The following is a 25868-nucleotide window of genomic DNA, read 5'->3' as shown; positions in this document are numbered from 1 at the left end:
CTGACCTTTTGGTCAAGATCAGCGAAAACCAAGGCTAGCCGCTGGTTCGCCGGCGTGCAAGCGTCGGGCCGGCGGCACCCGGTCAACGCGTCATATGCCCGGGGCGTCGTGAACCGCGCGCCCCGCGGCGGAAGGCAAGAGCGACGACAGACGAGACGACAAGAGACGAGCATGACCACAGGCGTGAATGACGCTTCTCCGACCGGCCTGCCCATCGAGGCGAGGCTTGATGACATCCAGGCCGCACTGGCCGGGCATGCCCGCGCCCTGCTGGTGGCCGAGCCCGGCGCCGGCAAGACCACCCGGGTGCCGCTGGCGCTGCTCGAGGCCGACTGGTGCCGCGGGCAGCGCCTGCTGCTGCTCGAACCCCGCCGCGTGGCCGCCCGGCTGGCGGCGGGCCACATGGCCGACGCCCTGGGCGAAGCCGTGGGGCAGACGGTGGGCTACCGGATGCGCGGCGAGTCCCGCGTCGGGACCGAGACGCGTCTCGAGGTGGTCACCCAGGGCGTGCTGACGCGCATGCTCCAGGAGGACCCGCTGCTCGAGGGCGTGGCCGGGGTGATCTTCGACGAGTTCCACGAGCGCAGCCTCGAGGCCGACCTCGGGCTGGCGCTGACCCTCGACGCCCAGTCGGTGCGCGACGACCTGCGCCTGCTGGTGATGTCGGCGACCCTGGACGTGGCCTCGCTGACCGCCGTGCTCGGCGAGGCAACGCCGGTGATCGAGTGCGAGGGGCGTCAGTTCCCGGTCGCCACCCATCACCGGCCGCCGAATCGCTCGCTCAAGCCCCATGACGAGGCCGCGCGCCATCAGGCGGCGGTGGTCGCCGAGGCGCTGGCGGCCGACGAAGGCGATGCCCTGGTGATCCTGCCGGGCGTCGGCGAGATCCGCCGGCTGGCGCGGGCACTGTCCGATCGGCTGCCCGATGCCGCGATCCACGAGCTTCACGGCCGGCTGCCGCTGGACGCCCAGCGTCGCGCGCTGGCCCCCGACGCCGAAGGCCGCCGCCGGGTGGTGCTGGCGACCGCCATTGCCGAGTCGAGCGTCACCGTGCCCGGCGTGCGGCTGGTGATCGACGCCGGGCTGGAGCGGCTGCCGGTGTTCCAGCCGCGCACCGGCCTGACGCGCCTCGAGACCCGCCGGCTTAACCGGGCCAGCGCCGATCAGCGCCGCGGCCGCGCCGGCCGCCAGGGCCCCGGCGTCTGCTACCGGCTGTGGGCCGAGGAGCAGCCACTGGTGCCGGACCGCGAGCCGGAGATCCGCCAGGCCGACCTGGCCCCGCTGGCCTTCGAGCTGGCGCGCTGGGGCATCACCGAGCCGCAGTCGCTGTCCTGGATCACGCCGCCGCCGGCGGGGGCGCTTTCCGCCGGGCGCGAGCTGCTGCGCGGCCTCGGCGTGCTGGACGATGCCCATCGCCTGACGGCGCTGGGCCGCGCCTGCGCGCGCTGGCCGACCCACCCACGGCTGGCGGTGATGCTTCAGCGCGCGTCCGAGCTCGACGCGGCGGCCCTGGCCTGCGGCCTGGCGGCGCTGCTCGAGGGTCGCGGTGCCGACGACGAGCGCGACCTGGCCGCGGCACTGGAGAAACGCTTCGCCAGCCCCGGCGAGGATCGCGCCTGGCAGCGCGATGCCAAACGCCTGGCGAGCCTGATGGGCTGCCGGCTGTCGTCGCCGCGGTTCGAGGCGCTCGGCGAGCTGCTGGCGCTGGCCTGGCCCGAGCGCATCGCCCAGCGGCTCTCGCCGGGGCGCTTCCGGCTGGCCGGCGGCGGGCAGGGCACGCTGCCCGAGTCGCACCCGCTGGCCCACGCCGAGCTGCTGGTGGCGGTGGCCCTGGACGGCGAGGGCGGCGGCGGGCGGATCTTCCGCGCCGCGGCTCTGGACGAGGCGCGGCTGACGGCGCTGCATCCCGAGGCCGGCCAGTGGCGCGATCATCTCGAATGGTCCGACGAGCGCGGGCGGCTGGTCGGCGAACGCCGCCGTGGGCTCGGTGCCGTGGTGCTCGAGCGCCGGCCACTGACGTCGCTGCCGCCGGAGGCCGCCCAGCAGGCGCTGCTCGAGGCGGTACGCCGGCGCGGGTTGCCGTTCGACGAGGCCACCGAGCAGCTGCGCGCCCGGGTCGCGCTGCTGCGCCGCACCCTGGGCGACGACTGGCCGGACTGGTCCGACGAGGCGCTGCTCGACGACCTGGACGCCTGGCTCGGCCCCTACCTGGCCGGGCTGTCGCGCCTCGACGAGGTCGAGGCGCTGCCGTTCGCGCGCATCCTCAGAGACGGCCTGGCCGGCGGCCAGTCGGCACGGATCGACGCCCTGGCGCCGACCCACCTGACGGTGCCCAGCGGCTCGCGGGTGGCGCTGGACTATCGCGGCGAGACGCCGGTGCTGGCGGTGAAGCTGCAGGAGGTGTTCGGCTGGGAGGCCGCGCCGCGTCTGGTCGACGGCCGGGTCGCGCCGCTGCTGCATCTGCTGTCGCCGGCGCGGCGCCTGCTGCAGGTCACCGCAGACCTGACGAGCTTCTGGGCCAACGGCTACGCCGAGGTGCGCAAGGACATGCGCGGTCGCTATCCCAAGCATCCCTGGCCGGAGGATCCGTGGTCGGCCCAAGCCAGCGCACGGACCAAGCGGCGAAGCTGAGTCGTCCCCGGGGTCAGGCTCGACGGCGCCACAGCGCCTTTTCCCCCTCGACGATCAGCAGTACGGCCAGCGCAGTGGCCAGGATCACGACCCAGTGCATCGGCGCCAGGCCTGCGGCGCCGAACAGGCGTTGCAGGACGGGCACGTAGGTCCAGGCCAGCTGGATGACGGCAATCAGGCCGATGGCCACCCATACCGGACGACTGCCGAACAGGCCCCGCCATGAGAGCACCCCCTGGATCAGGTAGCGGCTGTTGACCAGGTAGGCGGCGGAGCCCGCGACCAGCATGTTGACCGCACCGGATCTGGCCTGCTCGAGCGCGCCGCCTTGCATGTCGTGGATCCAGGTGAAAATGCCATAGGTGGCCAGCAGCAGCAGCGTCGAGACGAAGATCACCCGCCACAGCAGGAAGAGGTCCAGCAGGGCGGCGTCCGGTTTCCTTGGTGGGCGTCGCATCAGGTCGTGTTCGCCGGGTTCGAAGGCCAGGGCGAGGCCCAGGGTCACCGCCACGGCCATGTTGACCCACAGCGCCTGGAGCGGGCTCACCGGCAGCAGCGCCCCGCACAGCACCGCGACCATGATGGCCAGGCCCTGGGCGCCGTTGGTGGGCAGCAGGAAGGTGATGGTCTTGCGGATGTTGTCGTAGACCTTACGGCCCTCGCGGATGGCGGCGACGATGGTGGCGAAGTTGTCGTCGGCCAGGACCATCTCCGCGGCCTCCTGAGCCGCCGCCGTGCCCTGTCGCCCCATGGCTACGCCCACGTCGGCGCGCTTGAGGGCCGGGCCGTCGTTGACGCCATCGCCGGTCATCGCGCAGACCTCACCGCATGACTGCAGGGCCTCGATCAGCCGTAGCTTGTGCTCGGGGGTGGCTCTTGCGAAGACGTCTACCGTCATGACGCTGTCGATCAGCGCCGCCTCGGACATGCTCTCGATCTCGTGGCCGCTGATCACCCGGCCCGTGTTGGCGAAGCCCAGCCGCTCGGCGATGGCGCGCGCGGTGACGCCGTGGTCGCCGGTGATCATGACCGGACGAATGCCCGCGGCCCGGCACTCGGCCACCGCGGCGATGGCTTCCTCCCGGGGCGGGTCGAGCATGCCCACCAGACCCAGCAGTACCAGTTCCGACTCGGCGTGCTCGTCGGTCAGCTTCAGGCGTGAGGACAGCGGTTTCTCGGCCAGGGCCAGCACACGCAGGCCCCTGTCGGACAGGGCATGGAGGCGTTGCTCCCAGAGAGAAAGTTCCAGTGAGTCCTCGCCCCGGTCGGTGCGCACCCGGTGACACATCGCCAGCAGCCTGTCCGGCGCGCCCTTGACCAGCAGGCGGGGACTCCCTTCCATGTCGTGGAGGGTGGCCATGTACTGACGTCCGGCGTCGAAGGGGATGGCGTCGTGTCGGATATGATGACGGCGCGTCTGCACCACCGGCAGGCCGGCCTTGGCGGCGGCCACCACCAGCGCCCCCTCGGTAGGGTCGCCATGGATGCGCCATGTCTCGTCTTCGTGGACCAGCTCGGCGTCGTTGCACAGTACGCCGACGTTCAGGAAGTGACGCAGGGCATGCTGGTCATCGAGGTCGAGCGGGGCCGGGCTGGTCTTGCCGTCGTCGACGCGGTGGAATGCGCCCTCGGGGGCGAAGCCGATGCCGTCGAGGTGAAACTCGCCTTCGGGCAGCCAGATCGCCTGGGCGGTCATCTCGTTGCGGGTCAGGGTGCCGGTCTTGTCCGAGCAGATCGTCGATACTGACCCCAGGGTCTCCACCGCGGGAAGACGGCGGATGATGGCTCGCGAGCGGGCCATGGCCTGAACTCCCAGCGCCAGGCCGATGGTGACGATGGCCGGCAGCCCCTCCGGGATGGCCGCGACCGCGAGGCCTACCGCGGCCATGAACATCGTCGGCCAGGGACTCCCGTGCAGCAGCACGCCGACCAGCGCCGTGGCGATCGCGCATGCCAGGATCAGCGTTGCCAGTACCCGTCCGGCGCGGTCGAGCTGGCGCAGCAGCGGCGTGCGCAGTGGCTCGACCCTGCCCAGCAGCGCGGAGATGCGGCCGAGTTCGGTGTCCGCTCCGATCGCCACCACCAGCCCCCGGGCGCTGCCCTGCGCCACCAGGGTGCCGGCATAGGCCATGCTGCTGCGATCGCCGAGCTCGGCGTTTTCCGCCACCGCTGCGGTGCCCTTGTCCACGGGTAACGACTCGCCGGTCAGTGTGGCCTCCTGGTGTCGCAGCCGACGTGCCTCCAGCAGGCGCAGGTCGGCAGGCACTCGATCGCCGCTCTCCAGCAGGACGATGTCTCCCGGCACCAGTGCCTCGGCAGGCACTTCCTGGCGGCGGCCGCCGCGCAGTACCTGGGCGCTTGGGGCGAGCAGGTCGCGAATGCGGGCCAGCGCCTGCTCGGCACGGCCTTCCTGGACGTAGCCGACCAGTGCGATGATGGCGACCACGGAGAGGATGGCAATGGCATCCACGATGGCGCCAAGGGCCAGGCTGCCGAGGGCCGCGACGATCAGAATGACGATCAGCAGGTTCGCGAACTGTGACGCCAGCCTGCGCCAGGCGGAGCGAGGGCGTGCCTGGGGCAGGCGGTTGGGACCGAAGCGTCGCTGGCGCTCGGCGACGGCCTCGTCGGTCAGGCCGCGCGGATGGCTCTGTTGGCGATCGAGGGCCTCTTCGGCACTCAGGGCGTGCCAGGATGTGGTCGGGGAGTGATAGGCGACGTCCATGCCTTGGCCTCCGTGGCGAGGGCGTGTGATGAGAATGCTGCAGCGCAGCGGAGGCGGCAAGTGGCGGACACGATTCGCTATCATGTCCGGTTCACCCCTTGACCTGGATCAATGCCATGAAAGACGCCGAACCCTGCCCCTGCGGCACTGGCCTGCCGCTTACGGCCTGCTGTGGCCGCTACCATGACGGAGAGCCGGCGCCGACGCCCGAGGCGCTGATGCGCTCGCGCTACAGCGCCTTCGCCCTGGGCCTGAACGACTATCTGCTGGAGAGCTGGGCGCCCGAGACGCGTCCGACGGCCTTGCCGGACGACGATCCGACCCAGTGGGTGCACCTCGAGATCCTCGATCACGGCGAGGACGGCGATACCGGCAGGGTGCACTTTCGCGCCACCTTCCGTGAGGGGCGCCGCTGGGGCGCTCTGGAGGAGCGGTCGCGCTTTCGGCGCGAGGCGGGCCGCTGGGTCTACGTGGACGGCGAGCCCTCGGTGACCCGGCTCAAGCCGGGGCGCAACGATCCCTGCCCGTGTGGGAGCGGGAAGAAGGGCAAGGCCTGCTGCGTTCGAGGCTAATCCCCCTGTTGGCCGGATGGCCGGCATGAAATACAACAGCCCCGCCGGTATATGCCGGCGGGGCTGTTGTGTCTTTTAGCTTCAAGCTTTCGGCTTGCCGCTCCCGGGCACCGCCCGGGTTCAGAGCATCATGGCGGCGAGCCAGCCGAAGCCGATCAGCGGGATATTGTAGTGCAGGAAGGTCGGCACCACGCTGTCCCAGATGTGGTCGTGCTGGCCGTCGGCGTTGAGGCCGGCGGTCGGGCCGAGGGTGGAGTCCGAGGCCGGTGAGCCGGCGTCGCCCAGGGCGGCGGCGGTGCCGACCAGGGCGATGGTGGCCATCGGCGAGAAGCCGAAGCCGATCGCCAGCGGCACGTAGATCGAGGCGATGATCGGGATGGTCGAGAACGACGAGCCGATGCCCATGGTGATGAACAGGCCCACCAGCAGCATGACCAGGGCGGCCAAGCCCTTGTGGTCGCCGATCAGGGCGGTGGAGCTTTCCACCAGGCTCTCGACCTGGCCGCTGGCCTGCATGACGCTGGCGAAGCCGGCGGCCGCGATCATGATGAAGCCGACCAGCGCCATCATGCGCATGCCTTCGGTGAAGATGTCGTCCTGCTCGTGCCAGTGGAACACGCCGCTGACGGAGAGTACGGCGAAGCCGAACAGGCCGCCGAGCACCATGGAACCGCTGACCAGCTGTACCACCACGGTGCCGACCAGCGACAGGCCGAGCACGGCGATCTGCCAGGGCTTGAGGTGGCCGGCGGCCTCGGCGGGTGTCTCGTCGCCGTGGGCCAGGTCGCGGTCTTCGTAGCTGCGCTTGCCGCGATAGCTGAACAGGATCGCCACGACCAGGCCGATCGCCATGCCGCCGATCGGCACGATCATCGCCGTGGGCACCATGGCGGCGGTCACGTCGAGGCCGTTGTCGTTGAGGTTGGTCAGCAGGATGTCGTGGAGAAAGATCGAGCCGAAGCCTACCGGCAGCAGCATGTACGGTGCGGTGATACCGAAGGTGATCACGCAGGCCACGGCGCGACGGTCGAGCTTCAGGTGGTTCATCAGCTTGAGCAGTGGCGGCACCAGCACCGGGATGAAGGCGATGTGCACCGGGATCAGGTTCTGCGAGCTGACCGAGAAGGCCAGCAGCACGCCGAGCAGCACATAGACGATGGTGCGGCGGTGGGGGATTCCCTGGTCCAGCCGGAGACCGGCGATGGCCTTCTGGGACAGGAGCTGGGTGATGCCCGAGCGTGACAGGGCCACCGCGAAGGCGCCGAGCACGGCGTAGGAGATGGCCACGGTGGCCCCGTTGCCCAGGCCGTCGTTGAAGGCGTCCATGATCTCGCCGATCGGCATGCCGGCATAGAGGCCGCCGACCAGGGTGGCGGCGATCAGCGCGAAGACCACGGACACCCGCATCAGGCTCAGGGTGACCATGACCAGGATGGCAAGCACGATGGCGTTCATGAGGGTTCCTTGCGGGAGCGTCGGAGGAATGGGCGGAAAATCAAGCCGCCCATTGTAGTCATCTCGGCTGGCGATGCCAGGCATGCCGCGCCGATCGGGCCATCGAGGGCCCGAGAGTGGCGGGGCGAGGGGACAGTTACGATTGCATGGCATCTTTTAGCTTGCTAAAAGAATTGCTATCATCTCGGCCTTTTGCCCCATCCGGTCGTCCTGGCCGGTGGCATCGACGGGAGCGAGTCCATGACTCCAGATCAGAGTTTCGCGCGCTGGGTCCGGGTCGCGCTGGCGGCCTTCGGCGTGCTGTTCGTCTACTTCATCATCGCCGACACCTTCATGCCGATGACCCCCCAGGCCCGGGTGCTACGCCCCGTGGTGCGGGTCGCGCCGGAGGTGTCGGCCCGCGTCGAGGCGGTGGCCGTGACCAACAATCAACGGGTCGAACGCGGCGACGTGCTGTTCTCGCTCGATCGCGCGCCCTTCGAACTGGCGCTGCACCAGGCCCGGCTTGCCCGAGAGGCGGCGGTCCGCGACAACGCGCTGCTCGAGGCCGATCTCGCCGAGGCGCATGCCGATCTCGATGCGGCCCGGGCCTCCGCCGACGAGCTGGCCGGGGAGCGCCGTCGAGCCGAGACGATGCTCAGTCGCCACAGCATCTCCCGGCAGCGGGTCGACAGCATCGTGGCCGAGGAGCGCCAGGCGCGTTCCTCGGTGGCGGCGGCCCAGGCCCGCATCCGTCAGCTGGAGGTGCAGCTCGGCGAACGCGGCGACGGCAACCTGCAGCTGCGCCAGGCGGATAACGCCATCGACCAGGCCGAGCTCGACCTGTCGCACACTCTGGTGCGCGCCGAGCGCGACGGCGTGGTGACCAACCTTCAGCTGCGCCAGGGCGATTACGTCACCCGCGGACAGCCGGCGCTGGCGGTGGTGGGCGAGGGGCTCGATCTGGTCGCCGACCTGCGCGAGAAGAGCCTTCGACACGTGCGCGAAGGGGAATCGGCCCGGGTGGTCTTCGACGCCCTCCCGGGAAGGGTGTTCGAGGCGCGCGTGGCCTCGCGGGATGCCGGCGTGCAGGATGGTCAGCTGGCCGCGGACGGCACGCTGGCGGACATTCCGGCGACCGACCGCTGGGTACGCGACGCCCAGCGCGTTCGCCTCCACCTCGAGGTGGAGGATCCGCCCGAGCCGCTGCCCGTCAGCGGCGCGCGGGCCACCGTGCAGCTGCTGCCCGAGGCGAATCCACTGGCGACCCTGTTCGGCGGCCTGCAGATCCGGCTGATGTCCTGGCTGCACTATGTCTATTGATCGGCCAGATCGGCCTGGGCAGGGCGACGACCCTACGGCATCGGAAACGTGGCGCGAGCTGGTGCATCGGGTGAGACGGCTGCTGCTGCGCTCCGCAGGACTGGTGCTGCCGCATCGCGGTCATGGCCCGGAGGAGCAGGAAGCCGGGGAGTCTCGCTTTTCGTCCAACGACATGCGGCAGTGCCTGCGCGTGGCTTTTGCGGGCATGATCGGCTTCGCCATCAGCCACTTCATGCACTGGGACTATGGGGTCTTCTTCACCGTCTATCCCATGTTCCTGGTCGGCATGATACCGGTCTTCAATGCGCACGTGGTGCGCCAGTTCCTGGGCAACGCCTGCCTCAACGTGGTCGAGGTGTCGCTGGTGGTCGGGTTGACCCAGCACATGCCGGTGGTAATGACGGGACTGGCGTTCCTGCTGTTCTATTCGCGTTTCCGGCTGATGGCGAAGGGGCCGCTGTTCCTGTTCGGCGCCAACGGCGTGCTGACGCTCAGCGTGCTGTTGCACTTCGCCAGCTATCCCGAGGTCGATCTCTTCGATCTGCTGACCCATAACGTGGTGGCCAGCGTGCTGGCCGTGTGCCTGGCGGCGTTGATGCACCTGCTGTTTCCCGATCGAGAGGCGCGCCGGCCGCCGCCGACGGTCGACAAGCCGGCTTCCCTGGTGCGACACCAGACGCTGATCGGCGCCATCATCGCCACGCTGTCCTTCGCGGTCTTTCAGATCCTGGACCTGAGGGACTCGCTGTCGGCGCAGATGGCCACCATCCTGATCCTCTTCGCGCTGGGTTACCCCAACGCCAGGGTGTCGGCGGTCAAGCGCGGGGTCGGGGCGCTGCTGGGCTGCAACATGGCGATCCTGATGCAGCTGCTGCTGTTCACCCAGGCCGACCATCTGCTGCTGGTGATGCTCAGCTACTGGGTCGGATTGATGCTCTTCGCGCGCATCCATCTGCTCGAGGGCGGAGGATCGGGCGTCGGCTTCGGTGCCCTGACCACCCTGGGCATCCTCTATGGCCAGTACCTGGGCCCGAATCAGGATTTCGTCTATGCCGCCCTGTACCGGTTCAGTTCCATGAGCGTGGCGATGGTCGTCACCCTGGTGGCGATGGCGGTGCTGCATCGGCTGCTCAACGCTTCGCCGATGACACGAGACACGGCGCTCTGAGGGCATACGGCCTGGAGGCGCGAGGGGCGATGGGGCTATCATCGGCGCGGTTTCATTTGTTCACGCTTTCGCCAGAGGCACGCCATGACCGATGCTCGACGTTACAGCCCTGCCGCGGCCCGCAACCGCCAGCCGATTCTCGAGGTGCTGGCCGAGGCACTGCCCGGCCCGGCCCGGGTGCTCGAGCTGGCCTCCGGGAGCGGCGAGCATGCCTGCCACTTCGCCGCGGCCCGGCCTGACTGGGACTGGCAGCCCAGCGACCCGACCCCGGAGGCTCGGGCTTCCATCGCGGCCTGGCGTGAGGTGGTCGAGCTGCCCAACCTGCGGTCGCCGCTGGCGCTGGATGCTACCGGTGACTGGCCAGCGGGCCGCTTCGAGGCGATCGTGGCCATCAACCTGATCCATATCTCGCCCTGGGCGGTGACCGAGGCCCTGATGGCGCGGGCCGGAGAGCGTCTCGAGGAAGGCGGTACGTTGCTGCTTTACGGCCCCTACCTGCGCGTGGATCAACCGACCGCGGCCAGCAACCTGGCATTCGACGCCGATCTGCGGTCGCGGGACCCGCGCTGGGGGATCCGCGATCTGGCGGACGTGAGCGCGGAGGCAGAGCGATACGGCCTCTGGCTCGAGCGCCTGGTCGAGATGCCGGCCAACAACCTCTGCCTGGTATGGAGAAAGGGGCTGGCGTAGGAGGCGTGAGTCAGGGCGTCGTGGCAGGCGGGTGACGCCCCGGCCGTGCCAACGGCGTTATTCGGGTACTTCGCCCGGCTGGCGATACTGCACGCCTTCGGTGCGCCTTTGCTGGTCGGTCTTGGTCTCGTCTTCGGCGGGCACGCCCCACACCGTCTCGCGGTGGCCATCGGGCCAGGTGTAGGTGGTGCAGCCGCCGAGGGTGGCCAGCAGGGCGAGGCAGAGCAGGGCGGTTGGGACGCGTCGTGGCATGTCGGGCTCCTTCTGAGGAGCGCCCAGCCTATCAGACATGCTCGGGATCGTGGGTCCACACCGAGACGCCGCGTTCTTCACCGGGCACACGGACCGAGAATTCTCCCGGGCCGAGACGCTCCACCTCGTGACCGTCACGGGTCTTGAAGTTCGGCAGGCCACGGCTGATGGCGCCTCCATGCTGTAAGTCCTCCAGGTCGGGCAGGTCGTGGTACTCGTCGATGACGTACTCGTTGCCGTGCTCGTCGAAGCCGATGTGGGTCTGTTCGTAGTGGCGCACGTTGGATCCTCGCATGGCTGGACTTCCTGCAGTATTGCAAGCGGCTAGCCGAAAGGCGAATGGTGCCTTGCAGGCGCCGTGGGTAATCTTGTGCGTCGAGTCATGCGTTTGAAACAGGAGTCTGACATGCCCACTTCCCTGACCCCCGAAGTGCTCGATCACTGGACCGCCGTGGCGGCCGCCAAGAACGAGGCCGAGAAGGCCATTGCCCATTACATGGGTTGAGGCGATCTCGGCCGAGGTCAGACAGGCCAGGCCGACACTCGCCATCGAGCATGTGAACCGGGAGCCCCATGGGGCTCCCGGTTTTCGTTTTGGTATCTCTTCCCCCTGTCGTTCTTCCTGTCGTTCCTGTTGGCTTCCCCTGATCGCCCAGCCTGGGGCCAGCCATGGAGGAGGTGCCATACTAGATACAATATTTGTACAAAAAGAACATATAGTATAACTTTCTGTGCAATATTTTCCTGGCTGGAGATCGAAACGCCATGCTGGCTTCCCTCGTCACGCTTCTCTCGTCCCCCGCGCTCGAATCGCGCAAGCCCCGGTCGCCCCTGGCCGCTGCCCTGCACCGGCATACGGCCACGGTGACGTTCACCCCCGAGGGCATCATCCGTCAGGCGAGCCGGGCTTTCCTGTCGGTTCTCGGCTATCAGGCCTCGGAGGTGCTGGGCCGCCACCATCGGATGTTCTGCGACCCGGAAACGGTGAACGGCCGGGAATACGGAGAGTTCTGGGCGGCCCTGGCCCGAGGCGAGCACCGGGCCGGCACCTTCCGACGCCTCGACAAGCGGGGGCGCGAGGTCTGGATCGAGGCCACTTATCTGCCGGTGATGAATCGGAGCGGCAAGCATGTCGACCATGTGATCAAGATCGCCAGCGATGTCACCGAAAAGCACCAGGCGGCGATGTCGCGCGCGGCACTGGTCGAGGCACTCGGTCAGTCCATGGCCGTGATCGAGTTCACGCCGGAGGGTGTCGTGCTCGATGCCAACCCCAACTTCCTGGCCGCGACCGGCTATGAGCGTGAACAGGTCCTGGGCCAGCACCACCGCCTGTTCTGCCACGAGGCCTTCTACGAGCAGCATCCGGACTTCTGGCAGCGTCTGGCCCAGGGCGAGTTCCGTCAGGGCAAGTTCGAACGGGTCACGGCCTTCGGAGAGCCGCTGTGGCTGGAGGCCACCTACAACCCGGTCTTCGATGCCGATGGCAGGGTGGTACGGGTCGTGAAGTTCGCCACCGATGTCACGGCCGACGTGCAGGCCGCCGAGGCCACCCGTGCTGCCGTCGTCTCGGCCCGGGAGACATCGGCCCAGACGGAGCAGATCACGGCCAGTGGCATGGCGCAGCTGCAGGATATCGTTCGCGAGTGCATGGCGTCCGTCGACGAGATGGGAAGCGCCCGGGAGGCCGTGCAGGCACTCGTGGCCCAGGCGGAACGCATCAACGGCATCACCTCGGAGATCGCGCGAATCGCCGAGCAGACCAATCTGCTGTCGCTGAACGCCACCATCGAAGCGGCTCATGCGGGAGAGCACGGCAGGGGCTTCGCTGTGGTGGCGGGCGAGGTTCGCCAGCTGGCCCATCGGGCGAGCGAATCGGTGGGGCGGATCGACGACGTGCTCGCCGACAACGCCGCCATGGTGGCCCAGGCAAGCGAGCAGATGCGGTCGGCCGTGGACAAGAGCCAGCAGATCCATGCCCATGTGACGGACATCGAGCGACTGGTCGGCGAGATTCGGCGAGGCGCTTCGGATGTCACCTCGTCCGTCGACCGTCTGATCGCCGACCAGGCCCCAGACGCCTGACGCGGCGCCTGTACAGGGTGGCGCTCGGCCGCCGCTGACGCCTCAGTGGCGGGGCATGCCGCACGTCACCGGCTCGCCTCGGCGCCGAACCCCTCGCTCATGGCATGCAGGAGCCGCTCGGCGGTTCCCTGATCGGTCGACAGCGCGGCCGGTAGGGCCTCGCAAGGCTCTCGTCTTGCGGTGCCTCGTAGATGACGTCGCCGTCATTGATGGTCGCCAGTACCTGCAGCTGATCGAGGGTCTCGGGATCGACGGCAGTCGGTCGCCGGAGAGGATCACGAAATCGGCACGCTTGCCGGGGACGATACTGCCCTTGTCGGCCTCCTCGAACTGCTGCCAGGCGGGCCAGATCGTCATCGCCTTGAGGGCCGTCATCACATCGACCCGTTGGCTAGGGCCGAGGATGTCGCCGGAGTGTGCGTCGGGTGAGCGTGGCATCGAGGATTCGCATGCTGTCGGGAAATGCCACCGGGGCGTCGTGGTGGGAGCCGACAGGTAGAATGGGAAGGCACTGACCCGAGACTAGGAGGTGGGGATGGAAGTCGGAGCAGCTGTTACAGCCATCAAAACGGCGCTCGACGCCGCCAGAGCGGCCAAGGATGTTCATAGCCAGGCACAGCTCGACGCGGCGGTAAGCGAGATCATGGAAAAGCTGACCACTGTACAGACAGACCTGCTATCGATGGTCGTCCAGCAGCAGGAACTGGTGGAGGAAGAACAGGCAATTGAAGGAGGAGTTGGCTAAGGAAGCGCGGTTCGAGCGCTTACGTCTAGAGCGCACCCCAACTGGTGACATAGTCATGCCTCTCAAAGATGAGCACATCACCAGCGACGAGCCCGCGCACGTCATCTGCCCCGTGTGCAAGGAAGACAAACGCGTTTCAGTCATGACTGAGGACGAGTACTGGTACAGGTGTCCTTCTTGCAAGTACCTCGCGGGCAAAAAGAAGCGCCCGCCATCCAGTAGGCGAGGACCTATGGTGGTTTAGCTGCTTGTGCCAAAGGTGGCGCTATGCCGCTTCTGCTTCTCTTTTTCCGCCAGTGCCAATTAGGGCGCAATAAAATGCCAAAGGCGCCGCGCGGTTACACTTGGATGCCCAGCAACGAAAAAACGGCCACCGCTCTGATGAGCTAAGTGACCGTTTCTCCTGATGTTCATGGTCGGAGCGACTGGATTCGAACCAGCGACCTTTGCAACCCCATTGCAACGCGCTACCAAGCTGCGCCACGCTCCGACGTTCTCGTTTGGGCTTGTCGCCGTTGGGCGCGTCCCCCGAGAACGAGGCGTATATTACCTCGCTCCCCCGGAAATGAAAAGTCCTTTTTGCGCTTTTTTTCAAAAGGTTGGCTCCCCGCTTGGAGAACTGCCCTCGCGCCACGCGCTTTGTAGAATAGGGGGATACGGACAGGGAGAACGACGATGCCGCTGATATTGGGGATGAGCATGCTGCTGGCGTGCCAGATGTTGGGTGAGCTGCTGGCGCGGGGGCTGGCGGTACCGATCCCCGGGCCCGTGCTTGGCATGGTGATCCTGCTGGTGGCCCTGCTGGTGCGTGGCAAGGTGCCCGATAGCCTGCGAACCTCCGGCGAGGGCCTGCTGCGTTACCTGACGCTGCTGTTCGTGCCGGCCGGCGTCGGGGTGATGGTGCACGGGGCGCTGATCGGTCGGGACATCCTGCCGATTCTGCTGACGCTGGTCGTCTCCACCGCACTGACGCTGGGCGTCACGGCCTGGGTGCTGTCGCGCCTCCAGGGGCGGCTCGGCAAGGGAGGTCGCGGATGAACGTCGCGCGTCTGGACCAGCTGTGGGTCTATCTGTCCGGCAATCCGCTGCTGTCGCTGTTGCTGACCCTGGTGGCTTTCGCCCTCGCGGTGAGGATCAACAAGGCGCTGGGTGGCACGCCGCTGTTGCATCCGGTGATGCTGTCGATCGTCCTGCTGATCGGCAGCCTGCTGCTGCTCGACATGGATTACGCCACCTATTTCGAGGGTGCGCAGTTCATCCACTTCCTGCTGGGGCCGGCGACGGTAGCGCTGGCCATCCCGCTTTATGACCATCGCGAGCGCGTCCGTCGCCTGCTGGTGCCGCTGGTGTTGGCCTGTGTGACCGGCATCGTGACCGCGGTCGCCAGCACCCTGGGACTGGCGCTGGTGCTGGGGGCCCGACATGAGACCCTGATGTCGCTCGCGCCGCGGTCGGTGACGTCGCCCATCGCCATGGGCATCGCCGAGCAGATTGGCGGCATCCCGTCACTGGCGGCCGGACTGGTGCTGCTGACCGGCGCCATCGGCTGTGCGTTGGGACCGGTAATCTTCCGCTTGTTGCGTATCCAGGACCCGGCGATACAGGGCTTCGCCATGGGGCTGTCAGCACATGGGTTCGGCACCGCCCAGGCGTTTGCTCGCCTCGGCGCGGTGGCCGGTGCTTTCTCGGGGCTGGCGATGGGGATCACCGGGTTGCTGACGGCCTTCCTGCTGCCGCCGCTGGTGCATCTGCTGGGGCTGGGCTGAGCCAAAAGACACGGGCACCGGAGGGGTGCCCGTTCGGCTGGCCGTTCAAATCTCTTCCCACAGGCGCTTGCGGAAGTCCTCGGAGAGTTCGGCGACTTTCTCGAGCCGCTGCCAATGTGTCCGGGCAACGTCCTGCATGAGCCGCTGATAGCACGCCTGCAGCGCCTGGGGATCCGCCTCTTCGCAGTAGCAGCCGGTCATGCGCTCGCCGCTCTCGGCCAGGGCGCGCAGGCACTTGGCCTCGAACTGCATGGCCTCCGCCAGACTCTCCAGCCAGGCGAACTGCATCCGTACCAGGGGCATCGGGCCCTGGATCAGCTGCGGGTTCCACCACTGCAGCATGGCCTCGCTGGCGGGCGGGAACACATGGGGGGTGTCTCCCGTTGACTGGGTCATCTCGAACCTCCCGAATCGCACGGTGACAGGATGGTGCAGCGCCGTCCGCGACAGTCGCTGCCATGTTCGAAGTATAGGCGCTCCTGGCCCGGTCGAGGTTCATGGCCGGGCTTTCCTTTTTCCACTTGATGCGGATCAGGGAGTGCGCATATCGGCGATCCCTGGTCTACGGTCTAGGGACGAGTCGATCGGAGGGCATGTCCATGTGGCGCGTCATCTCATCGGTACTGGCAGCCTTCTTCGGTGTACAGAAGGAGGCGAGGCGCAAGGAAGATTTCTCCCGTGGCGGGGCGGGGCCCTTTATCGTCGCGGGTGTGCTGCTTGCCGCCGCGCTGGTGGTGCTGATCGCCGTGGTGGCGATGCTGGCGGCTCGCTGAGGGATCCCGGCTGCGTTGAAGGGCTCGTTGGTGAACAGGGCACTGGCCTCGCGGTCAGCGAGCAGCGGGAACCTATACTCGATCCAGGCGTGGTGGATGCACGTCGACGTTCAGGAGGGGGCGATGCGGATGCGCAAGCGGCTCGTTTGGACGATGAGCGGGGCCGTCCTGGTCATGCCGGCCACGGCGGCGTTGGCCAACGGCTGGAACATGCCAGTCGGGGTCACCGATCTGAGCCGTGATATCCATGGTCTGCACATGGCCATCTTCTGGATATGCGTGGTCATCGGCATCGTTGTCTTCGGAGCGCTCTTCTATTCGCTCTTTCGCTATCGCCGCTCCCGCGGCGCCCAACCCGCGCGTTTCCACGAGCACACCACGGTCGAGGTGATCTGGACGGTCGTGCCACTGCTGATCCTGGTGGCGATGGCGGTGCCTGCGACGGCCACGCTCAAGTCGATGTACGACGCCTCCGAGGCCGACATGGAGGTGATGATTACCGGCCAGCAGTGGCGCTGGCGCTACGAATACCGCGACGAGGAGGTTGCCTTCCTCTCCAGCCTGGCGACTCCGCGCGAGCAGATCGCCGGCCAGCAGGCCAAGGGCGAGCACTATCTGCTCGAGGTCGACCGGCCGCTGGTACTGCCGGTCGACCGCAAGGTGCGCCTGCTGCTGACCTCCGATGACGTGATCCATTCCTGGTGGGTCCCGGAACTCGGCGTCAAGCAGGATGCCATTCCGGGCTTCGTCAACGAGAACTGGGTACGCATCAACGAGCCGGGTATCTACCGCGGCCAGTGCGCCGAGCTATGTGGCCGCGACCACGGTTTCATGCCGGTCGTCGTCGAGGCGGTGGAGCCCGAACGTTTCGATGCCTGGCTGGCCGAGCGCCAGGCAGAGGCCGCCGAGGCCGCCATGGGGCTCGATCGGGAGTGGGCCATGGAGGAACTGATGGCGCGCGGCGAGCAGGTCTACGGCACCATCTGCGCGTCCTGTCACCAGCCCGATGGGAGTGGCAACCCACCGGTGTTCCCGGCCCTGGCCGGCAACCAGGCGCTGCTGGATGACCGTGAGCGACACATCGAGACGGTGATCGATGGCATCGCGGGCAGCGCCATGCCGGGCTTTGCCAACACGCTGGATCCGGCGGAGATCGCCGCCGTGATCACCTACGAGCGCAACGCCTGGGGCAACGAGGCCGGCGACAGCGTTCAGCCCTCGGCGATCGCCGAGCGGCTCGCCGACTAGACACGGTGGCGGTACTTCTTTCGACGGGCGCGTCCTCGGGGCGCCAACCAGGGGGAACCACGATGGCTTCGCACCTGCCTCCCAAGTCGACCACGCAGCACGGCCAGCCCGCCTCCGCGGGGGTGGCCGCCGAGCCGCACTCGCCGCCGGGGGGGCTCAAGCGCTGGCTGCTGACCACCAACCACAAGGACATCGGCACGCTCTACATGCTGCTGTCGCTGGCGATGTTCTTCATCGGCGGCCTGTTCGCCATGGTCGTCCGCGCCGAGCTGTTCCAGCCGGGGCTGCAACTGGTCGAACCCGAGTTCTTCAACCAGATGACCACCATGCACGGGCTGATCATGATCTTCGGCGCGGTGATGCCGGCCTTTGTCGGGCTGGCCAACTGGATGGTGCCGTTGCAGATCGGCGCACCGGACATGGCGCTGCCGCGGCTCAACAACTTCAGCTTCTGGCTGCTGCCGGTGGCCTTCTCACTGCTGCTGTCGACCTTCTTCATGCCCGGCGGGGCGCCCAACTTCGGCTGGACCTCCTACGCGCCGCTGTCCACCACCTATTCGCCGCCGTCCACCACCTTCTTCATCCTCTCGCTGCACCTGGCGGGCATCAGCTCGATCCTCGGGGCGATCAACATCATCGCCACCATTCTCAATCTGCGAGCGCCGGGCATGCGGCTGATGGACATGTCGCTGTTCGTGTGGACCTGGCTGATCACCGCCTTCCTGCTGATCGCGGTGATGCCGGTGCTGGCCGGGGTGATCACCATGATGCTGCTGGACATCAACTTCGGCACCAGCTTCTTCGATGCCGCCGGCGGTGGCGACCCGGTGCTGTTCCAGCACCTGTTCTGGTTCTTCGGCCATCCGGAGGTCTACATCATGATCCTCCCGGCCTTCGGTATCGTCTCGGTGATCATCCCGACCTTCGCGCGCAAGCCGCTGTTCGGCTACGCCTCCATGGTCTATGCCACGGCCTCCATCGCCATCCTGTCGTTCCTGGTCTGGGCGCACCACATGTTCACGGTGGGCCTGCCGCTGGTGGCCGAGCTGTTCTTCATGTACAGCACCATGCTGATCGCGGTGCCGACCGGGGTGAAGGTCTTCAACTGGGTGACCACGCTGTTCCGCGGCTCGATCACCTTCGAGCCGCCGATGCTGTTCGCCCTGGCCTTCGTGGTGCTGTTCACCATCGGCGGCTTCTCGGGGCTGATGCTGGCGATCTCCCCGGCGGACTTCCAGTATCACGACACCTACTTCGTGGTCGCGCATTTCCACTACGTGCTGGTGCCCGGCGCGGTGTTCGCGATCATGGCCGGCGTCTACTACTGGCTGCCCAAGTGGACCGGCCACTATCCGCACCTGCGGCTGTCCCAGTGGCACTTCTGGCTCTCGGTGATCGGCGTCAACCTGACCTTCTTCCCCATGCATTTCGCCGGGCTGGCCGGGATGCCGAGACGGATCCCCGACTACGCGCTGCAGTTCGCCGACTTCAACATGATCACCAGCATCGGCGCCTTCCTGTTCGGGCTGTCCCAGCTGCTGTTCGTGGTGGTGGTAACGATGTGCGTGCGCGGCGGCGAGAAGGCGCCGGCCTGCGCCTGGGATGGCGCCGAGGACCTGGAATGGACGGTGCCGAGTCCGGCGCCGCTGCACACCTTCGAGACGCCACCCGATTTCGAGCCGCGGCGTCACTGAGCCGGCTCCGGCGGAGGAGGTCGAACATGAGCGGTGGAAGCTACTACGTGCCCGCGTCGAGCAAGTGGCCGGTGCTGGCGTCGCTGGCACTCGGCGCGATGATGGTCGGCACCGGCACCCTGCTGGTCTTCGGGGTGGCCGGCATGCCGGTGATGGTGGTCGGCCTGCTGGCCGTGCTGGGGGTGATGACGCTGTGGTTCCGGGACGTCATTCGCGAGTCGCGCAGCGGGTTATACGACGCCCAGATGGATCGCTCCTTCCGCTGGGGCATGGGCTGGTTCATCTTCTCGGAGGTGATGTTCTTCGCGGCCTTCTTCGGCACGTTGTTCTACGTACGCACCTTCGCGCTGCCATGGCTGGACGGGGAGGGCGCCAAGGGCGTGGCAGCCCTGCTGTGGCCCGACTTCACCGCCTCCTGGCCGTTGCTCGAGCCCCCCGGCGAGGGCATCGAAGGGCCCCGTGCGGTGCTGTCGCCCTGGCAGTTGCCGCTGGTGAATACCCTGATCCTGGTCGGTTCCAGCATCACCCTGACGGTGGCCCACGAAGCACTCAAGGAAGGCTATCGCACCACGGCGCGACACTGGCTGGCCGGCACCGTGCTGCTGGGGCTGTGCTTCATCACCATCCAGGGCTTCGAGTACTACGAGGCCTACGCCCACTACGGCATCACCCTTCAGGCGGGCATCTACGGCGCCACCTTCTTCCTGATGACCGGCTTTCACGGCCTGCACGTGATCATCGGCACCATCATCCTGATCGCCATCCTGGGGCGGGTGGTGCGCGGCCACTTCTCACGTGACGACCATTTCGGCTTCGAGGCGGCGGCCTGGTACTGGCACTTCGTCGACGTGGTGTGGATCGGGCTGTTCACCTTCGTCTATGTGTTCTAAGCGCGTGTGTTCTGAACGCCTCAGCCGCCGAGATCGCCGACGGTGAAGCCATAGATAAGCAGGGCCAGCAGCAGCGCCGCCAGGGCGACGCGCAGCTTGAGCAAGACGAGCACCCGCCGCGAGCGGCCGCCATCTCTGATCAGATAACCGGCGCCGGCGGCAAGGCTCGCCACCATGGCCAGGAAGACGAGGGCAATCAGAGTCTTGAGTAGCATCTCTCACTCCACGAAGGACGCCACTGGCGCGGGCGCCGCACGACGCGGGGGCCGCCGCCTGGGGCTCTGGTTGCTGTGCTGGAGCCTGGTGGTGGCGCTCGGGCTGGCACTGGGACTATGGCAGTGGCAGCGGGCCGCCGACAAGCGCGAGCTGCTGGCACGCTTCGAGACGGCGCCCAGCCTGGAGGCCCCCGCCGCCGCGCCGCCGGGAGGCGCCCGGCTGACCCTGCACGGCGAGTATCTGGCCGCCGAGACGCTGTTTCTCGACAACCGTACCCACGCGGGGCGCCTGGGCGTGGCGGCACTGACCCCGCTGCGCGGCGACGATGGGCGGCTGTGGCTGGTGGAGCGTGGATTTCTGCCCACCGGCACCCGCCGGGAGACGCCGACGGTGACCACGCCCGGGGGCAAGGTGACGCTGTCCGGACGCTGGCAGGTCGCAGGCGACAGCGCTCCGCTGTTCGGCCCCAATCGCGAGGGCAAGCGCCTGCAGCGCATCGCGCTGTCCGCCTGGCCGGAGCTGGAGGGCTTCGCCCATGCCGGCTGGCTGCATCTGGAAGACGGGCCAGGCCACCTCGATTCCTGGTGGACGCCCGCGGTGCTACCGCCGGAGCGCCATCTGGGCTACGCCTTCCAGTGGTGGGGGCTGGCCCTCGCCGCCCTGGTGGTGATGGTGCTGGGCGGCCGCCGGCTGGCCCGCGATCGTCGCTTGTCATCTGTCAATGTCAGGCCTGACCACGAGGAGTGATGCGATGTCCGTCGAGTCTCCCGTTTCTTCCGTCTCGTCGCGTTTCAAGCTGCTGGCGCTGTTCGCGGTGTTCCTTCTGCCCATGGCGGTGGCCTGGGGCATGGTCGAGTGGCGGCTGGGCATTCCCGAGGGCCGCACCGCCCATGGCCAGCTGACGCCGGAGGTGCCCGCGCTGGCGGAATGGCCGCTCGCCGGCATGGACAAGCAGGGCGCCGACGACTGGGTGCTGGCCTTCGACTGCCCGGCCGCCTGCGACGAGCAGGCCGATCGCTGGTGGCGCCTGCATCGGGCGCTGGGGCGCGAGGCTCATCGCATCAGCCGGCTGCGTCTCGGTGGCGGTGGCGAGGCGCTGCCCGGCGCCGCGGCGGTGGCGTGGACGGGGGCGGCGCCGTGGCGTTCGCCGGGCCGGCTGTGGGTGTTCGACCCCGAGGGGCGGGCGGTGCTGGCCTATGCGCCGGATGTCGAGACGGCACAGGTGCTCGAGGACCTCGAGCTGCTGCTCGAACGCAATCCGGAGCCGCCCATGGCGCGCCTTCAGGCAGAGTGATCACGAACAGGGAATGATCCACAAGAAGTGATGGCATGGCAGCGGGGAACGAGTGACGGCGGGATGGAGAGAGGAGGATGGCGATGCGACTTTCCCAGGCGTCTCCTGCATGGCGCAGCGTGCTGCGGCTCAGTCTCGTCGGTACCGGGCTCTGTGCGCTGGTGGTGCTGGTCGGGGCGGCGACCCGGTTGATGGATGCCGGCCTCGGCTGCCCCGATTGGCCGGGGTGCTACGGCGCGCCGCTGGTGCCCGATGCCGATCATGCCCTGGCGCATAGTCCCCATCTCCCGTTCGAGGCCACCAAGGCGTGGATGGAAATGGGGCATCGCTATCTGGCGGCGGCGCTGGTGATCATGGCGCTGCTGCTGGCATGGCGCGGGCTTGGCCTGCGCCGCCGCCACGACGGTTACCCCTGGCGGCTGACGCTGGGGCTGCTGGCGGCTCTGGCGGTGCAGGGCGCCTTCGGCGCCTTTACCGTGACCTTCAAGCTATGGCCCCAGGTGGTGACGCTGCATCTGCTGGGCGGGCTCTCGGTGATGGCGATGTTCCTGTGGCTGCACCTGCGGCTGCGGCGCCTGGCGGCGGGAGAGCCCGTGCTCCAGCGTCCGCGCCGGATGACGATGCTGTGGCGGGCGACGCTGCTGGCGCTGGTGCTGCAGCTGGCGCTGGGCGGCTGGACCTCGAGCAACTACGCCGGTATCGCCTGTCAGGGCTTTCCTTCCTGTAACGGCCGCTGGGTCGAGTCGCTGGACTGGGGCGAGGGATTTCACCTGACCCAGGCGGTGGGTCCCAGCTATCTCTACGGTCAGCTGCACGCCGAGGCGCGCAGCGCAATTCAGGTCGGCCATCGGCTGGGGGCCGGCGCATTGCTGGCCTGCCTGTTGATGCTGGGCTGGCGCTATGGCCGCGAACGGGCGATGCGGCCCTGGCTGGCGCTGGCGGTCGCCACCGGGCTCGGTCAGGCGGCGCTGGGCGTGGCCAACGTGCTGCTGTGGCTGCCGCTGTGGCTGGCGCTGCTGCATACGGCGGGGGCCGCCTGTCTGGTGGTCAGCCTGGCGCTGGCGGCGTGGCGCTGGCGCTGGCCGTCGTTGGCGCCGGCGACGAGCGGTCGGCACGACAGGGCCTGGGTTCGGGTGTGACACCGCGCGACGATGAGGTCATGGAACAGGTGAGACAAGGGCCCCGCGGGGCCCTTGTCTCTTCATCGCGGAGGGCGTCTACCAGAACAGCATCAGCAGCGGATAGGCCAGCAGGCTGACCAGCAGGGTGCCGATCAGGTTGAGGGCGAAGCCGGCGCGGATCATCGACTGGATGCGCAGGTGCCCGGTGGCGAACACGATGGCGTTGGGTGGCGTGGCCACCGGCATCATGAAGGCGCAGCTCGCGGCGATGGCGGCGGGCACGGTGATCAGCAGCGGCGAGATACCCAGCGACACGGCCAGCGCGCCGAGCAGCGGCAGGAAGGCGGCCGCGGTGGCGGTGTTGGAGGTCACCTCGGTGAGGAAGATGATGACCAGCACCACCACCCCGATCAGGACCAGCAGCGGAAAGGCGCCGAAGATCTCGAGGCGCTGGGCGATCCACTCGGCGAGTCCCGAGCGGCTGATGGCGCCGGCCAGGGTCAGGCCGCCGCCGAACAGCAGCAGGATGCCCCAGGGCAGCGACTGGGCCGCGTCCCAGGTCATCAGCCGCTCGCCGCTGCCGTCACCCGAGGGCGCCAGAAACAGCGCGATGCCGGCGGCGATGGCAATGCCGGTGTCCGACAGCCAGTCGAGGCCGGCTTGGTTGAGCAGCGGGCGACACACCCAGGCGAGGGCGGCCAGCAGGAAGATCAGGCCGACCCGACGCTCGGCGGCGCTGGTGCGGCCAAGCTTCGCCAGCTCGCGGCGCACCATGCCGGCGCTGTCTTCGCCGCCCGCCAGATGGAAGCGGCGGCGTGTCAGCCACCACCAGGCGCATGCCATCATCGTCACGCTGACCGGCAGGCCGACCAGCATCCACTGGGCGAAGCCGAGGTCGATGCCGCGGCTGTCGGCCAGATAGCCGGCCAGCAGCGCGTTGGGCGGGGTGCCGATCAGGGTGGCGATGCCGCCGATGCTGGCGGAGTAGGCGATGGCCAGCAGCAGGGCGGTCGCGTAGCGGGCGAGCTCGTCGGGGTCGCTGTCGTCCAGCAGGCTGATCACCGACATGCCGATGGGCAGCATCATGATCGCCGTGGCGGTATTGGAGACCCACATGCTGAGAAAGCCGGTGGCCAGCATGAAGCCGCCGATCTGGCGGCGTGGCTCGTGGCCAACCACGCGCAGCACGTGCAATGCGATGCGTCGATGCAGGTTCCAGCGCTGCATGGCGATGCCGAGCAGGAAACCGCCCAGGAACAGATAGATGATCGGGTTGGCGTAGCTCGCGGCGGCCTGCTTGATGTCGCCGAGACCCAGGGCCGGGATCAGCACCAGCGGCACCAGCGAGGTGGCGGGAATCGGGATCGCCTCGGTCGACCACCAGGTGGCCATCAGCAGCGCCAGCCCGGCGCAGGCCCAGGCGCTCTCGTTCATGCCGCCAGGCGGCGGCAGTGTCAGCGTCATCAACAGCCACAGCGGGCCGAGGATCAGCCCGATGCGGGCCGCGGTGGTGGGGGGACTTTCCGAATCGCTCATGCCTGGCTCCTTGCCGTGAAGGCCCTGGGGGGATTGGGGCCGTGCGGGGCAGAGTATAAAATGCGTGTCCTTACCCTTCGATGTTTCCGGGAGTCTGCATGTCCCTTACTACCGCGCTGATCCTGCTGGGCATTGCCCTGGCCATCGTGGCCGGCCTGGCAGCCTATGCCGTGACACTGTGGCGCGAGGTGCGCCGCCGCCGGGCCTTCCGCGAGGATGAGCTGCGTCGCGCTCATGAGAACTGCCTGGAGAACCTGGAGCTGGTGGCTGCGGCCCTGCAGCAGAAGCAGGTCGATATCACCGAGGGTGCCTGGCGCTGCAAGACGCTGCTCGACATCCTCGACCCGAGCCTGGTCGAGCGCCCGGAGTTTCGCGCCTTCGGTGAGGTGCATGGTCGTACCCGCCACCTGCATACGCACTCCGCGCGCCAGGCACTGACGCCGAAGGCGCGTTTCCAGGAGGACCGTGAGCGCCTGGCCGTGGAGGACGAGATGCGCGAGGCCGTGCTCGAGGCGGCTGGCGCCGTGCTGCAGTTCCGCCGAGACTGGCCCGGTTCGCTTCACTGAGGCGTATCTTGTAGGCGATCGCTGACAACGTATGGTTTGCATCCCGCGGTCAGCTTCGGCAAGCTTGTCATCGCACCGTGAATGGCTCATATGCGGAAGGATGCCAGCGTCATATCACGGTCTCTGCTGGCTGAAACCACATTTTCGTGCTTTCTTAACGATGTAGGCGAACGCTGTTCGCTGCCGCTGGCTATGTACCATCGGACCTCCTGGATGGCGTCCCCACGATGGCCATGCAGATTTGTGTGAAGAAGGAGTCTTACATGAAAAAATCTACGACTGGCTTGCTGCTCGGTTCCGCTCTCGTCGTTGGCCTCTCCGGCTGCGCGAGCTCGGCTTCTCAATCTTCCGGCATGGGCGACAGCGCCTCTTCCGATCGTGCCTGGTACCAGCATCCGGCGGTTTGCGGTCTGGCCGGTGGTCTGATCGGTGGCGGTATCGGCTATGCCTCCTCCAGTGAATCCGACGAGGACACCGGTGCGGCCCTGGGCGGCACTGCCGGCGCCACCATCGGCGCCCTGCTGTGCGCCGAGCCCAACAAGGCGGCCGAGCCGGCACCCCGTGACACCGACGGTGACGGCGTGATCGACGCCAACGATCAGTGCCCGGGCACTCCGGCCGGCGTGGCCGTGGATGCCGTGGGCTGCCCGCTGGACTCCGATGGTGACGGCGTGCCGGACTACCAGGACCAGTGCCCGGGTACCCCCGCGGGTGCCGAAGTCAACGCCCTGGGCTGCGTGGAAGACCTGGTGCTGCGTGACGTCAACTTCGAGTTCGACTCCGCGACCCTGACCATGGGCGCCGAGGGCATCCTCGACGACGTCGCCGACAAGCTGGTGGCCAACGAGAACGTCCGCGTTCGCATCGAAGGTCACACCGACGCCGTGGGCAGTGCAGCCTACAACCAGGACCTGTCTCAGCGCCGTGCGGATTCCGTGGCCGACTACCTGGCATCCCAGGGCGTCGATCGCAACCGCATGCGTACCATCGGCTACGGCGAGTCCCAGCCGGTTGCCTCCAACGAGACCGACGCCGGCCGTGCCGAGAACCGTCGCGTCGAGCTGGGCGAGTGGGAGTGATCTCCGACTGAGCCCTCGCCCCGGCCTGCCGGGGCATCTCGAGAGTGAAAGAGGCGCCTT

The 25868-nt window shown here is 67.9% G+C and carries 26 protein-coding genes and 1 tRNA gene; 18 read left to right on the top strand and 9 right to left on the bottom strand.

The genetic code is table 11. The features are described 5' to 3' along the window. Positions 1 to 171: 171 nt before the first annotated feature. Complete coding sequence (gene hrpB / locus UN84_RS08425; protein ID WP_173834987.1) at positions 172 to 2631, top strand: ATP-dependent helicase HrpB; 2460 nt, start codon at positions 172 to 174, stop codon at positions 2629 to 2631. A 13-nt stretch (positions 2632 to 2644) separates the two neighbouring features. On the opposite strand, the gene UN84_RS08420 is transcribed toward hrpB, so the two are convergent. Further along, the gene (locus UN84_RS08420) at positions 2645 to 5356 is read right to left on the bottom strand and encodes a cation-translocating P-type ATPase (protein WP_046078761.1); all 2712 of its coding nucleotides are present in this window, start codon (positions 5354 to 5356) and stop codon (positions 2645 to 2647) included. Positions 5357 to 5472: 116 nt separating this feature from the next. On the opposite strand from UN84_RS08420, the gene UN84_RS08415 reads away from it, so the two are divergent. Beyond that, entirely contained in the window at positions 5473 to 5928 is a 456-nt protein-coding gene (locus tag UN84_RS08415) for a YchJ family protein (protein ID WP_046078760.1), read from the top strand. A gap of 120 nt (positions 5929 to 6048) precedes the next feature. Here UN84_RS08415 and UN84_RS08410 read toward each other — a convergent pair whose 3' ends face one another. Beyond that, positions 6049 to 7383 carry a Na+/H+ antiporter family protein gene (locus tag UN84_RS08410; protein ID WP_046078759.1) on the bottom strand — a complete coding sequence of 445 codons (1335 nt, stop codon included), beginning with the start codon at positions 7381 to 7383 and terminating at the stop codon, positions 6049 to 6051. 240 nt (positions 7384 to 7623) lie between these two features. Here UN84_RS08410 and UN84_RS08405 point away from each other — a divergent pair, with 240 nt between their 5' ends. The 3 genes from UN84_RS08405 to UN84_RS08395 all read left to right on the top strand — a co-directional run bounded on the left by UN84_RS08405 (position 7624) and on the right by UN84_RS08395 (position 10543). Then, the gene (locus tag UN84_RS08405; protein WP_046078758.1) at positions 7624 to 8685 is read left to right on the top strand and encodes an HlyD family secretion protein; all 1062 of its coding nucleotides are present in this window, start codon (positions 7624 to 7626) and stop codon (positions 8683 to 8685) included. Positions 8686 to 8746: 61 nt separating this feature from the next. Then, positions 8747 to 9853 carry a DUF2955 domain-containing protein gene (locus tag UN84_RS08400; RefSeq protein WP_052719317.1) on the top strand — a complete coding sequence of 369 codons (1107 nt, stop codon included), beginning with the start codon at positions 8747 to 8749 and terminating at the stop codon, positions 9851 to 9853. Between the two features lie 84 nt (positions 9854 to 9937). Beyond that, on the top strand, positions 9938 to 10543 hold the full coding sequence (locus tag UN84_RS08395; RefSeq protein ID WP_046078757.1) for a DUF938 domain-containing protein: 606 nt from the start codon (positions 9938 to 9940) through the stop codon (positions 10541 to 10543). Between the two features lie 57 nt (positions 10544 to 10600). Here the strand turns inward: UN84_RS08395 and UN84_RS08390 are convergent, their stop codons facing one another. Together UN84_RS08390 and UN84_RS08385 are read right to left on the bottom strand one after the other, a co-directional pair. Continuing rightward, the gene (locus tag UN84_RS08390) at positions 10601 to 10795 is read right to left on the bottom strand and encodes a hypothetical protein (protein ID WP_046078756.1); all 195 of its coding nucleotides are present in this window, start codon (positions 10793 to 10795) and stop codon (positions 10601 to 10603) included. Between the two features lie 31 nt (positions 10796 to 10826). Next, entirely contained in the window at positions 10827 to 11090 is a 264-nt protein-coding gene (locus UN84_RS08385) for a hypothetical protein (protein ID WP_046078755.1), read from the bottom strand. Between the two features lie 470 nt (positions 11091 to 11560). On the opposite strand from UN84_RS08385, the gene UN84_RS08380 reads away from it, so the two are divergent. Continuing rightward, positions 11561 to 12880 carry a methyl-accepting chemotaxis protein gene (locus UN84_RS08380; RefSeq protein ID WP_046078754.1) on the top strand — a complete coding sequence of 440 codons (1320 nt, stop codon included), beginning with the start codon at positions 11561 to 11563 and terminating at the stop codon, positions 12878 to 12880. A 42-nt stretch (positions 12881 to 12922) separates the two neighbouring features. Here the strand turns inward: UN84_RS08380 and UN84_RS17395 are convergent, their stop codons facing one another. Next, positions 12923 to 13237 carry an amidohydrolase family protein gene (locus UN84_RS17395; protein WP_237022391.1) on the bottom strand — a complete coding sequence of 105 codons (315 nt, stop codon included), beginning with the start codon at positions 13235 to 13237 and terminating at the stop codon, positions 12923 to 12925. A 178-nt stretch (positions 13238 to 13415) separates the two neighbouring features. Here UN84_RS17395 and UN84_RS08370 point away from each other — a divergent pair, with 178 nt between their 5' ends. Then, on the top strand, positions 13416 to 13625 hold the full coding sequence (locus tag UN84_RS08370; RefSeq protein WP_046078752.1) for a hypothetical protein: 210 nt from the start codon (positions 13416 to 13418) through the stop codon (positions 13623 to 13625). A gap of 413 nt (positions 13626 to 14038) precedes the next feature. On the opposite strand, the gene UN84_RS08365 is transcribed toward UN84_RS08370, so the two are convergent. Then, positions 14039 to 14115, bottom strand: a tRNA-Pro gene (locus tag UN84_RS08365). Between the two features lie 185 nt (positions 14116 to 14300). Between UN84_RS08365 and UN84_RS08360 the strand changes: the two genes are divergently transcribed. Together UN84_RS08360 and UN84_RS08355 are read left to right on the top strand one after the other, a co-directional pair. After that, complete coding sequence (locus tag UN84_RS08360) at positions 14301 to 14663, top strand: CidA/LrgA family protein (RefSeq protein WP_035595812.1); 363 nt, start codon at positions 14301 to 14303, stop codon at positions 14661 to 14663. Then, entirely contained in the window at positions 14660 to 15391 is a 732-nt protein-coding gene (locus UN84_RS08355; protein WP_046078751.1) for an LrgB family protein, read from the top strand. The genes UN84_RS08360 and UN84_RS08355 overlap by 4 nt, the downstream gene beginning before the upstream one ends. 45 nt (positions 15392 to 15436) lie before the next feature. On the opposite strand, the gene UN84_RS08350 is transcribed toward UN84_RS08355, so the two are convergent. Further along, positions 15437 to 15787 (bottom strand): hypothetical protein, encoded by a 351-nt coding sequence (locus UN84_RS08350; protein WP_152662848.1) that lies wholly within the window; start codon positions 15785 to 15787, stop codon positions 15437 to 15439. A 203-nt stretch (positions 15788 to 15990) separates the two neighbouring features. Here UN84_RS08350 and UN84_RS08345 point away from each other — a divergent pair, with 203 nt between their 5' ends. The 4 genes from UN84_RS08345 (at position 15991) to UN84_RS08330 (ending at position 19996) form a co-directional block, all read left to right on the top strand. Then, positions 15991 to 16164, top strand: a complete 174-nt coding sequence (locus UN84_RS08345; protein ID WP_082090853.1) for a DUF2970 domain-containing protein — start codon at positions 15991 to 15993, stop codon at positions 16162 to 16164. Positions 16165 to 16317: 153 nt separating this feature from the next. Continuing rightward, positions 16318 to 17412, top strand: coding sequence for a cytochrome c oxidase subunit II (gene coxB / locus UN84_RS08340; protein ID WP_237022386.1), 1095 nt, complete (start codon positions 16318 to 16320; stop codon positions 17410 to 17412). A gap of 62 nt (positions 17413 to 17474) precedes the next feature. Further along, a complete protein-coding gene (ctaD, locus tag UN84_RS08335) occupies positions 17475 to 19106 on the top strand; it encodes a cytochrome c oxidase subunit I (protein WP_046078749.1) in 1632 nt (543 codons plus the stop codon). A 26-nt stretch (positions 19107 to 19132) separates the two neighbouring features. Beyond that, complete coding sequence (locus tag UN84_RS08330; RefSeq protein ID WP_046078748.1) at positions 19133 to 19996, top strand: cytochrome c oxidase subunit 3; 864 nt, start codon at positions 19133 to 19135, stop codon at positions 19994 to 19996. Positions 19997 to 20016: 20 nt separating this feature from the next. On the opposite strand, the gene UN84_RS08325 is transcribed toward UN84_RS08330, so the two are convergent. Beyond that, positions 20017 to 20211, bottom strand: coding sequence for a DUF2909 family protein (locus tag UN84_RS08325; RefSeq protein WP_046078784.1), 195 nt, complete (start codon positions 20209 to 20211; stop codon positions 20017 to 20019). Between UN84_RS08325 and UN84_RS08320 the strand changes: the two genes are divergently transcribed. The 3 genes from UN84_RS08320 (at position 20201) to UN84_RS08310 (ending at position 22645) form a co-directional block, all read left to right on the top strand. After that, positions 20201 to 20959, top strand: coding sequence for an SURF1 family protein (locus UN84_RS08320; protein WP_336885280.1), 759 nt, complete (start codon positions 20201 to 20203; stop codon positions 20957 to 20959). The genes UN84_RS08325 and UN84_RS08320 overlap by 11 nt on opposite strands. Before the next feature lie 4 nt (positions 20960 to 20963). After that, positions 20964 to 21506: a hypothetical protein gene (locus UN84_RS08315; RefSeq protein WP_046078747.1), complete on the top strand. Its 543-nt coding sequence runs from the start codon at positions 20964 to 20966 to the stop codon at positions 21504 to 21506. A gap of 83 nt (positions 21507 to 21589) precedes the next feature. Continuing rightward, complete coding sequence (locus UN84_RS08310; RefSeq protein ID WP_046078782.1) at positions 21590 to 22645, top strand: COX15/CtaA family protein; 1056 nt, start codon at positions 21590 to 21592, stop codon at positions 22643 to 22645. A 78-nt stretch (positions 22646 to 22723) separates the two neighbouring features. Here UN84_RS08310 and UN84_RS08305 read toward each other — a convergent pair whose 3' ends face one another. Continuing rightward, positions 22724 to 24163, bottom strand: a complete 1440-nt coding sequence (locus UN84_RS08305) for an SLC13 family permease (protein ID WP_046078746.1) — start codon at positions 24161 to 24163, stop codon at positions 22724 to 22726. 98 nt (positions 24164 to 24261) lie between these two features. On the opposite strand from UN84_RS08305, the gene UN84_RS08300 reads away from it, so the two are divergent. After that, positions 24262 to 24729 carry a DUF2489 domain-containing protein gene (locus UN84_RS08300; RefSeq protein WP_035595832.1) on the top strand — a complete coding sequence of 156 codons (468 nt, stop codon included), beginning with the start codon at positions 24262 to 24264 and terminating at the stop codon, positions 24727 to 24729. Positions 24730 to 24992: 263 nt separating this feature from the next. Beyond that, entirely contained in the window at positions 24993 to 25808 is an 816-nt protein-coding gene (locus UN84_RS08295) for an OmpA family protein (RefSeq protein ID WP_046078745.1), read from the top strand. The last annotated feature ends 60 nt before the right edge of the window (positions 25809 to 25868 follow it).

Source organism: Halomonas sp. HG01, from assembly GCF_000968715.2.
In the GTDB taxonomy this organism is placed as follows: domain Bacteria; phylum Pseudomonadota; class Gammaproteobacteria; order Pseudomonadales; family Halomonadaceae; genus Halomonas; species Halomonas halophila.
The sequence above is the reverse complement of the archived record's forward strand: the minus strand, read 5'-3'. Positions and strand labels throughout refer to the sequence as shown.

What these genes read in the sequence shown, in the direction of transcription:
- hrpB (WP_173834987.1), top strand. Translation starts at nt 172, where the DNA reads ATGACCACAGGCGTGAATGACGCTTCTCCGACCGGCCTGCCCATCGAG.
- UN84_RS08420 (WP_046078761.1), bottom strand. Translation starts at nt 5,356, where the DNA reads ATGGACGTCGCCTATCACTCCCCGACCACATCCTGGCACGCCCTGAGT.
- UN84_RS08415 (WP_046078760.1), top strand. Translation starts at nt 5,473, where the DNA reads ATGAAAGACGCCGAACCCTGCCCCTGCGGCACTGGCCTGCCGCTTACG.
- UN84_RS08410 (WP_046078759.1), bottom strand. Translation starts at nt 7,383, where the DNA reads ATGAACGCCATCGTGCTTGCCATCCTGGTCATGGTCACCCTGAGCCTG.
- UN84_RS08405 (WP_046078758.1), top strand. Translation starts at nt 7,624, where the DNA reads ATGACTCCAGATCAGAGTTTCGCGCGCTGGGTCCGGGTCGCGCTGGCG.
- UN84_RS08395 (WP_046078757.1), top strand. Translation starts at nt 9,938, where the DNA reads ATGACCGATGCTCGACGTTACAGCCCTGCCGCGGCCCGCAACCGCCAG.
- UN84_RS08390 (WP_046078756.1), bottom strand. Translation starts at nt 10,795, where the DNA reads ATGCCACGACGCGTCCCAACCGCCCTGCTCTGCCTCGCCCTGCTGGCC.
- UN84_RS08385 (WP_046078755.1), bottom strand. Translation starts at nt 11,090, where the DNA reads ATGCGAGGATCCAACGTGCGCCACTACGAACAGACCCACATCGGCTTC.
- UN84_RS08380 (WP_046078754.1), top strand. Translation starts at nt 11,561, where the DNA reads ATGCTGGCTTCCCTCGTCACGCTTCTCTCGTCCCCCGCGCTCGAATCG.
- UN84_RS17395 (WP_237022391.1), bottom strand. Translation starts at nt 13,237, where the DNA reads ATGACGATCTGGCCCGCCTGGCAGCAGTTCGAGGAGGCCGACAAGGGC.
- UN84_RS08370 (WP_046078752.1), top strand. Translation starts at nt 13,416, where the DNA reads ATGGAAGTCGGAGCAGCTGTTACAGCCATCAAAACGGCGCTCGACGCC.
- UN84_RS08360 (WP_035595812.1), top strand. Translation starts at nt 14,301, where the DNA reads ATGCCGCTGATATTGGGGATGAGCATGCTGCTGGCGTGCCAGATGTTG.
- UN84_RS08355 (WP_046078751.1), top strand. Translation starts at nt 14,660, where the DNA reads ATGAACGTCGCGCGTCTGGACCAGCTGTGGGTCTATCTGTCCGGCAAT.
- UN84_RS08350 (WP_152662848.1), bottom strand. Translation starts at nt 15,787, where the DNA reads ATGACCCAGTCAACGGGAGACACCCCCCATGTGTTCCCGCCCGCCAGC.
- UN84_RS08345 (WP_082090853.1), top strand. Translation starts at nt 15,991, where the DNA reads ATGTGGCGCGTCATCTCATCGGTACTGGCAGCCTTCTTCGGTGTACAG.
- coxB (WP_237022386.1), top strand. Translation starts at nt 16,318, where the DNA reads ATGAGCGGGGCCGTCCTGGTCATGCCGGCCACGGCGGCGTTGGCCAAC.
- ctaD (WP_046078749.1), top strand. Translation starts at nt 17,475, where the DNA reads ATGGCTTCGCACCTGCCTCCCAAGTCGACCACGCAGCACGGCCAGCCC.
- UN84_RS08330 (WP_046078748.1), top strand. Translation starts at nt 19,133, where the DNA reads ATGAGCGGTGGAAGCTACTACGTGCCCGCGTCGAGCAAGTGGCCGGTG.
- UN84_RS08325 (WP_046078784.1), bottom strand. Translation starts at nt 20,211, where the DNA reads ATGCTACTCAAGACTCTGATTGCCCTCGTCTTCCTGGCCATGGTGGCG.
- UN84_RS08315 (WP_046078747.1), top strand. Translation starts at nt 20,964, where the DNA reads ATGTCCGTCGAGTCTCCCGTTTCTTCCGTCTCGTCGCGTTTCAAGCTG.
- UN84_RS08310 (WP_046078782.1), top strand. Translation starts at nt 21,590, where the DNA reads ATGCGACTTTCCCAGGCGTCTCCTGCATGGCGCAGCGTGCTGCGGCTC.
- UN84_RS08305 (WP_046078746.1), bottom strand. Translation starts at nt 24,163, where the DNA reads ATGAGCGATTCGGAAAGTCCCCCCACCACCGCGGCCCGCATCGGGCTG.
- UN84_RS08300 (WP_035595832.1), top strand. Translation starts at nt 24,262, where the DNA reads ATGTCCCTTACTACCGCGCTGATCCTGCTGGGCATTGCCCTGGCCATC.
- UN84_RS08295 (WP_046078745.1), top strand. Translation starts at nt 24,993, where the DNA reads ATGAAAAAATCTACGACTGGCTTGCTGCTCGGTTCCGCTCTCGTCGTT.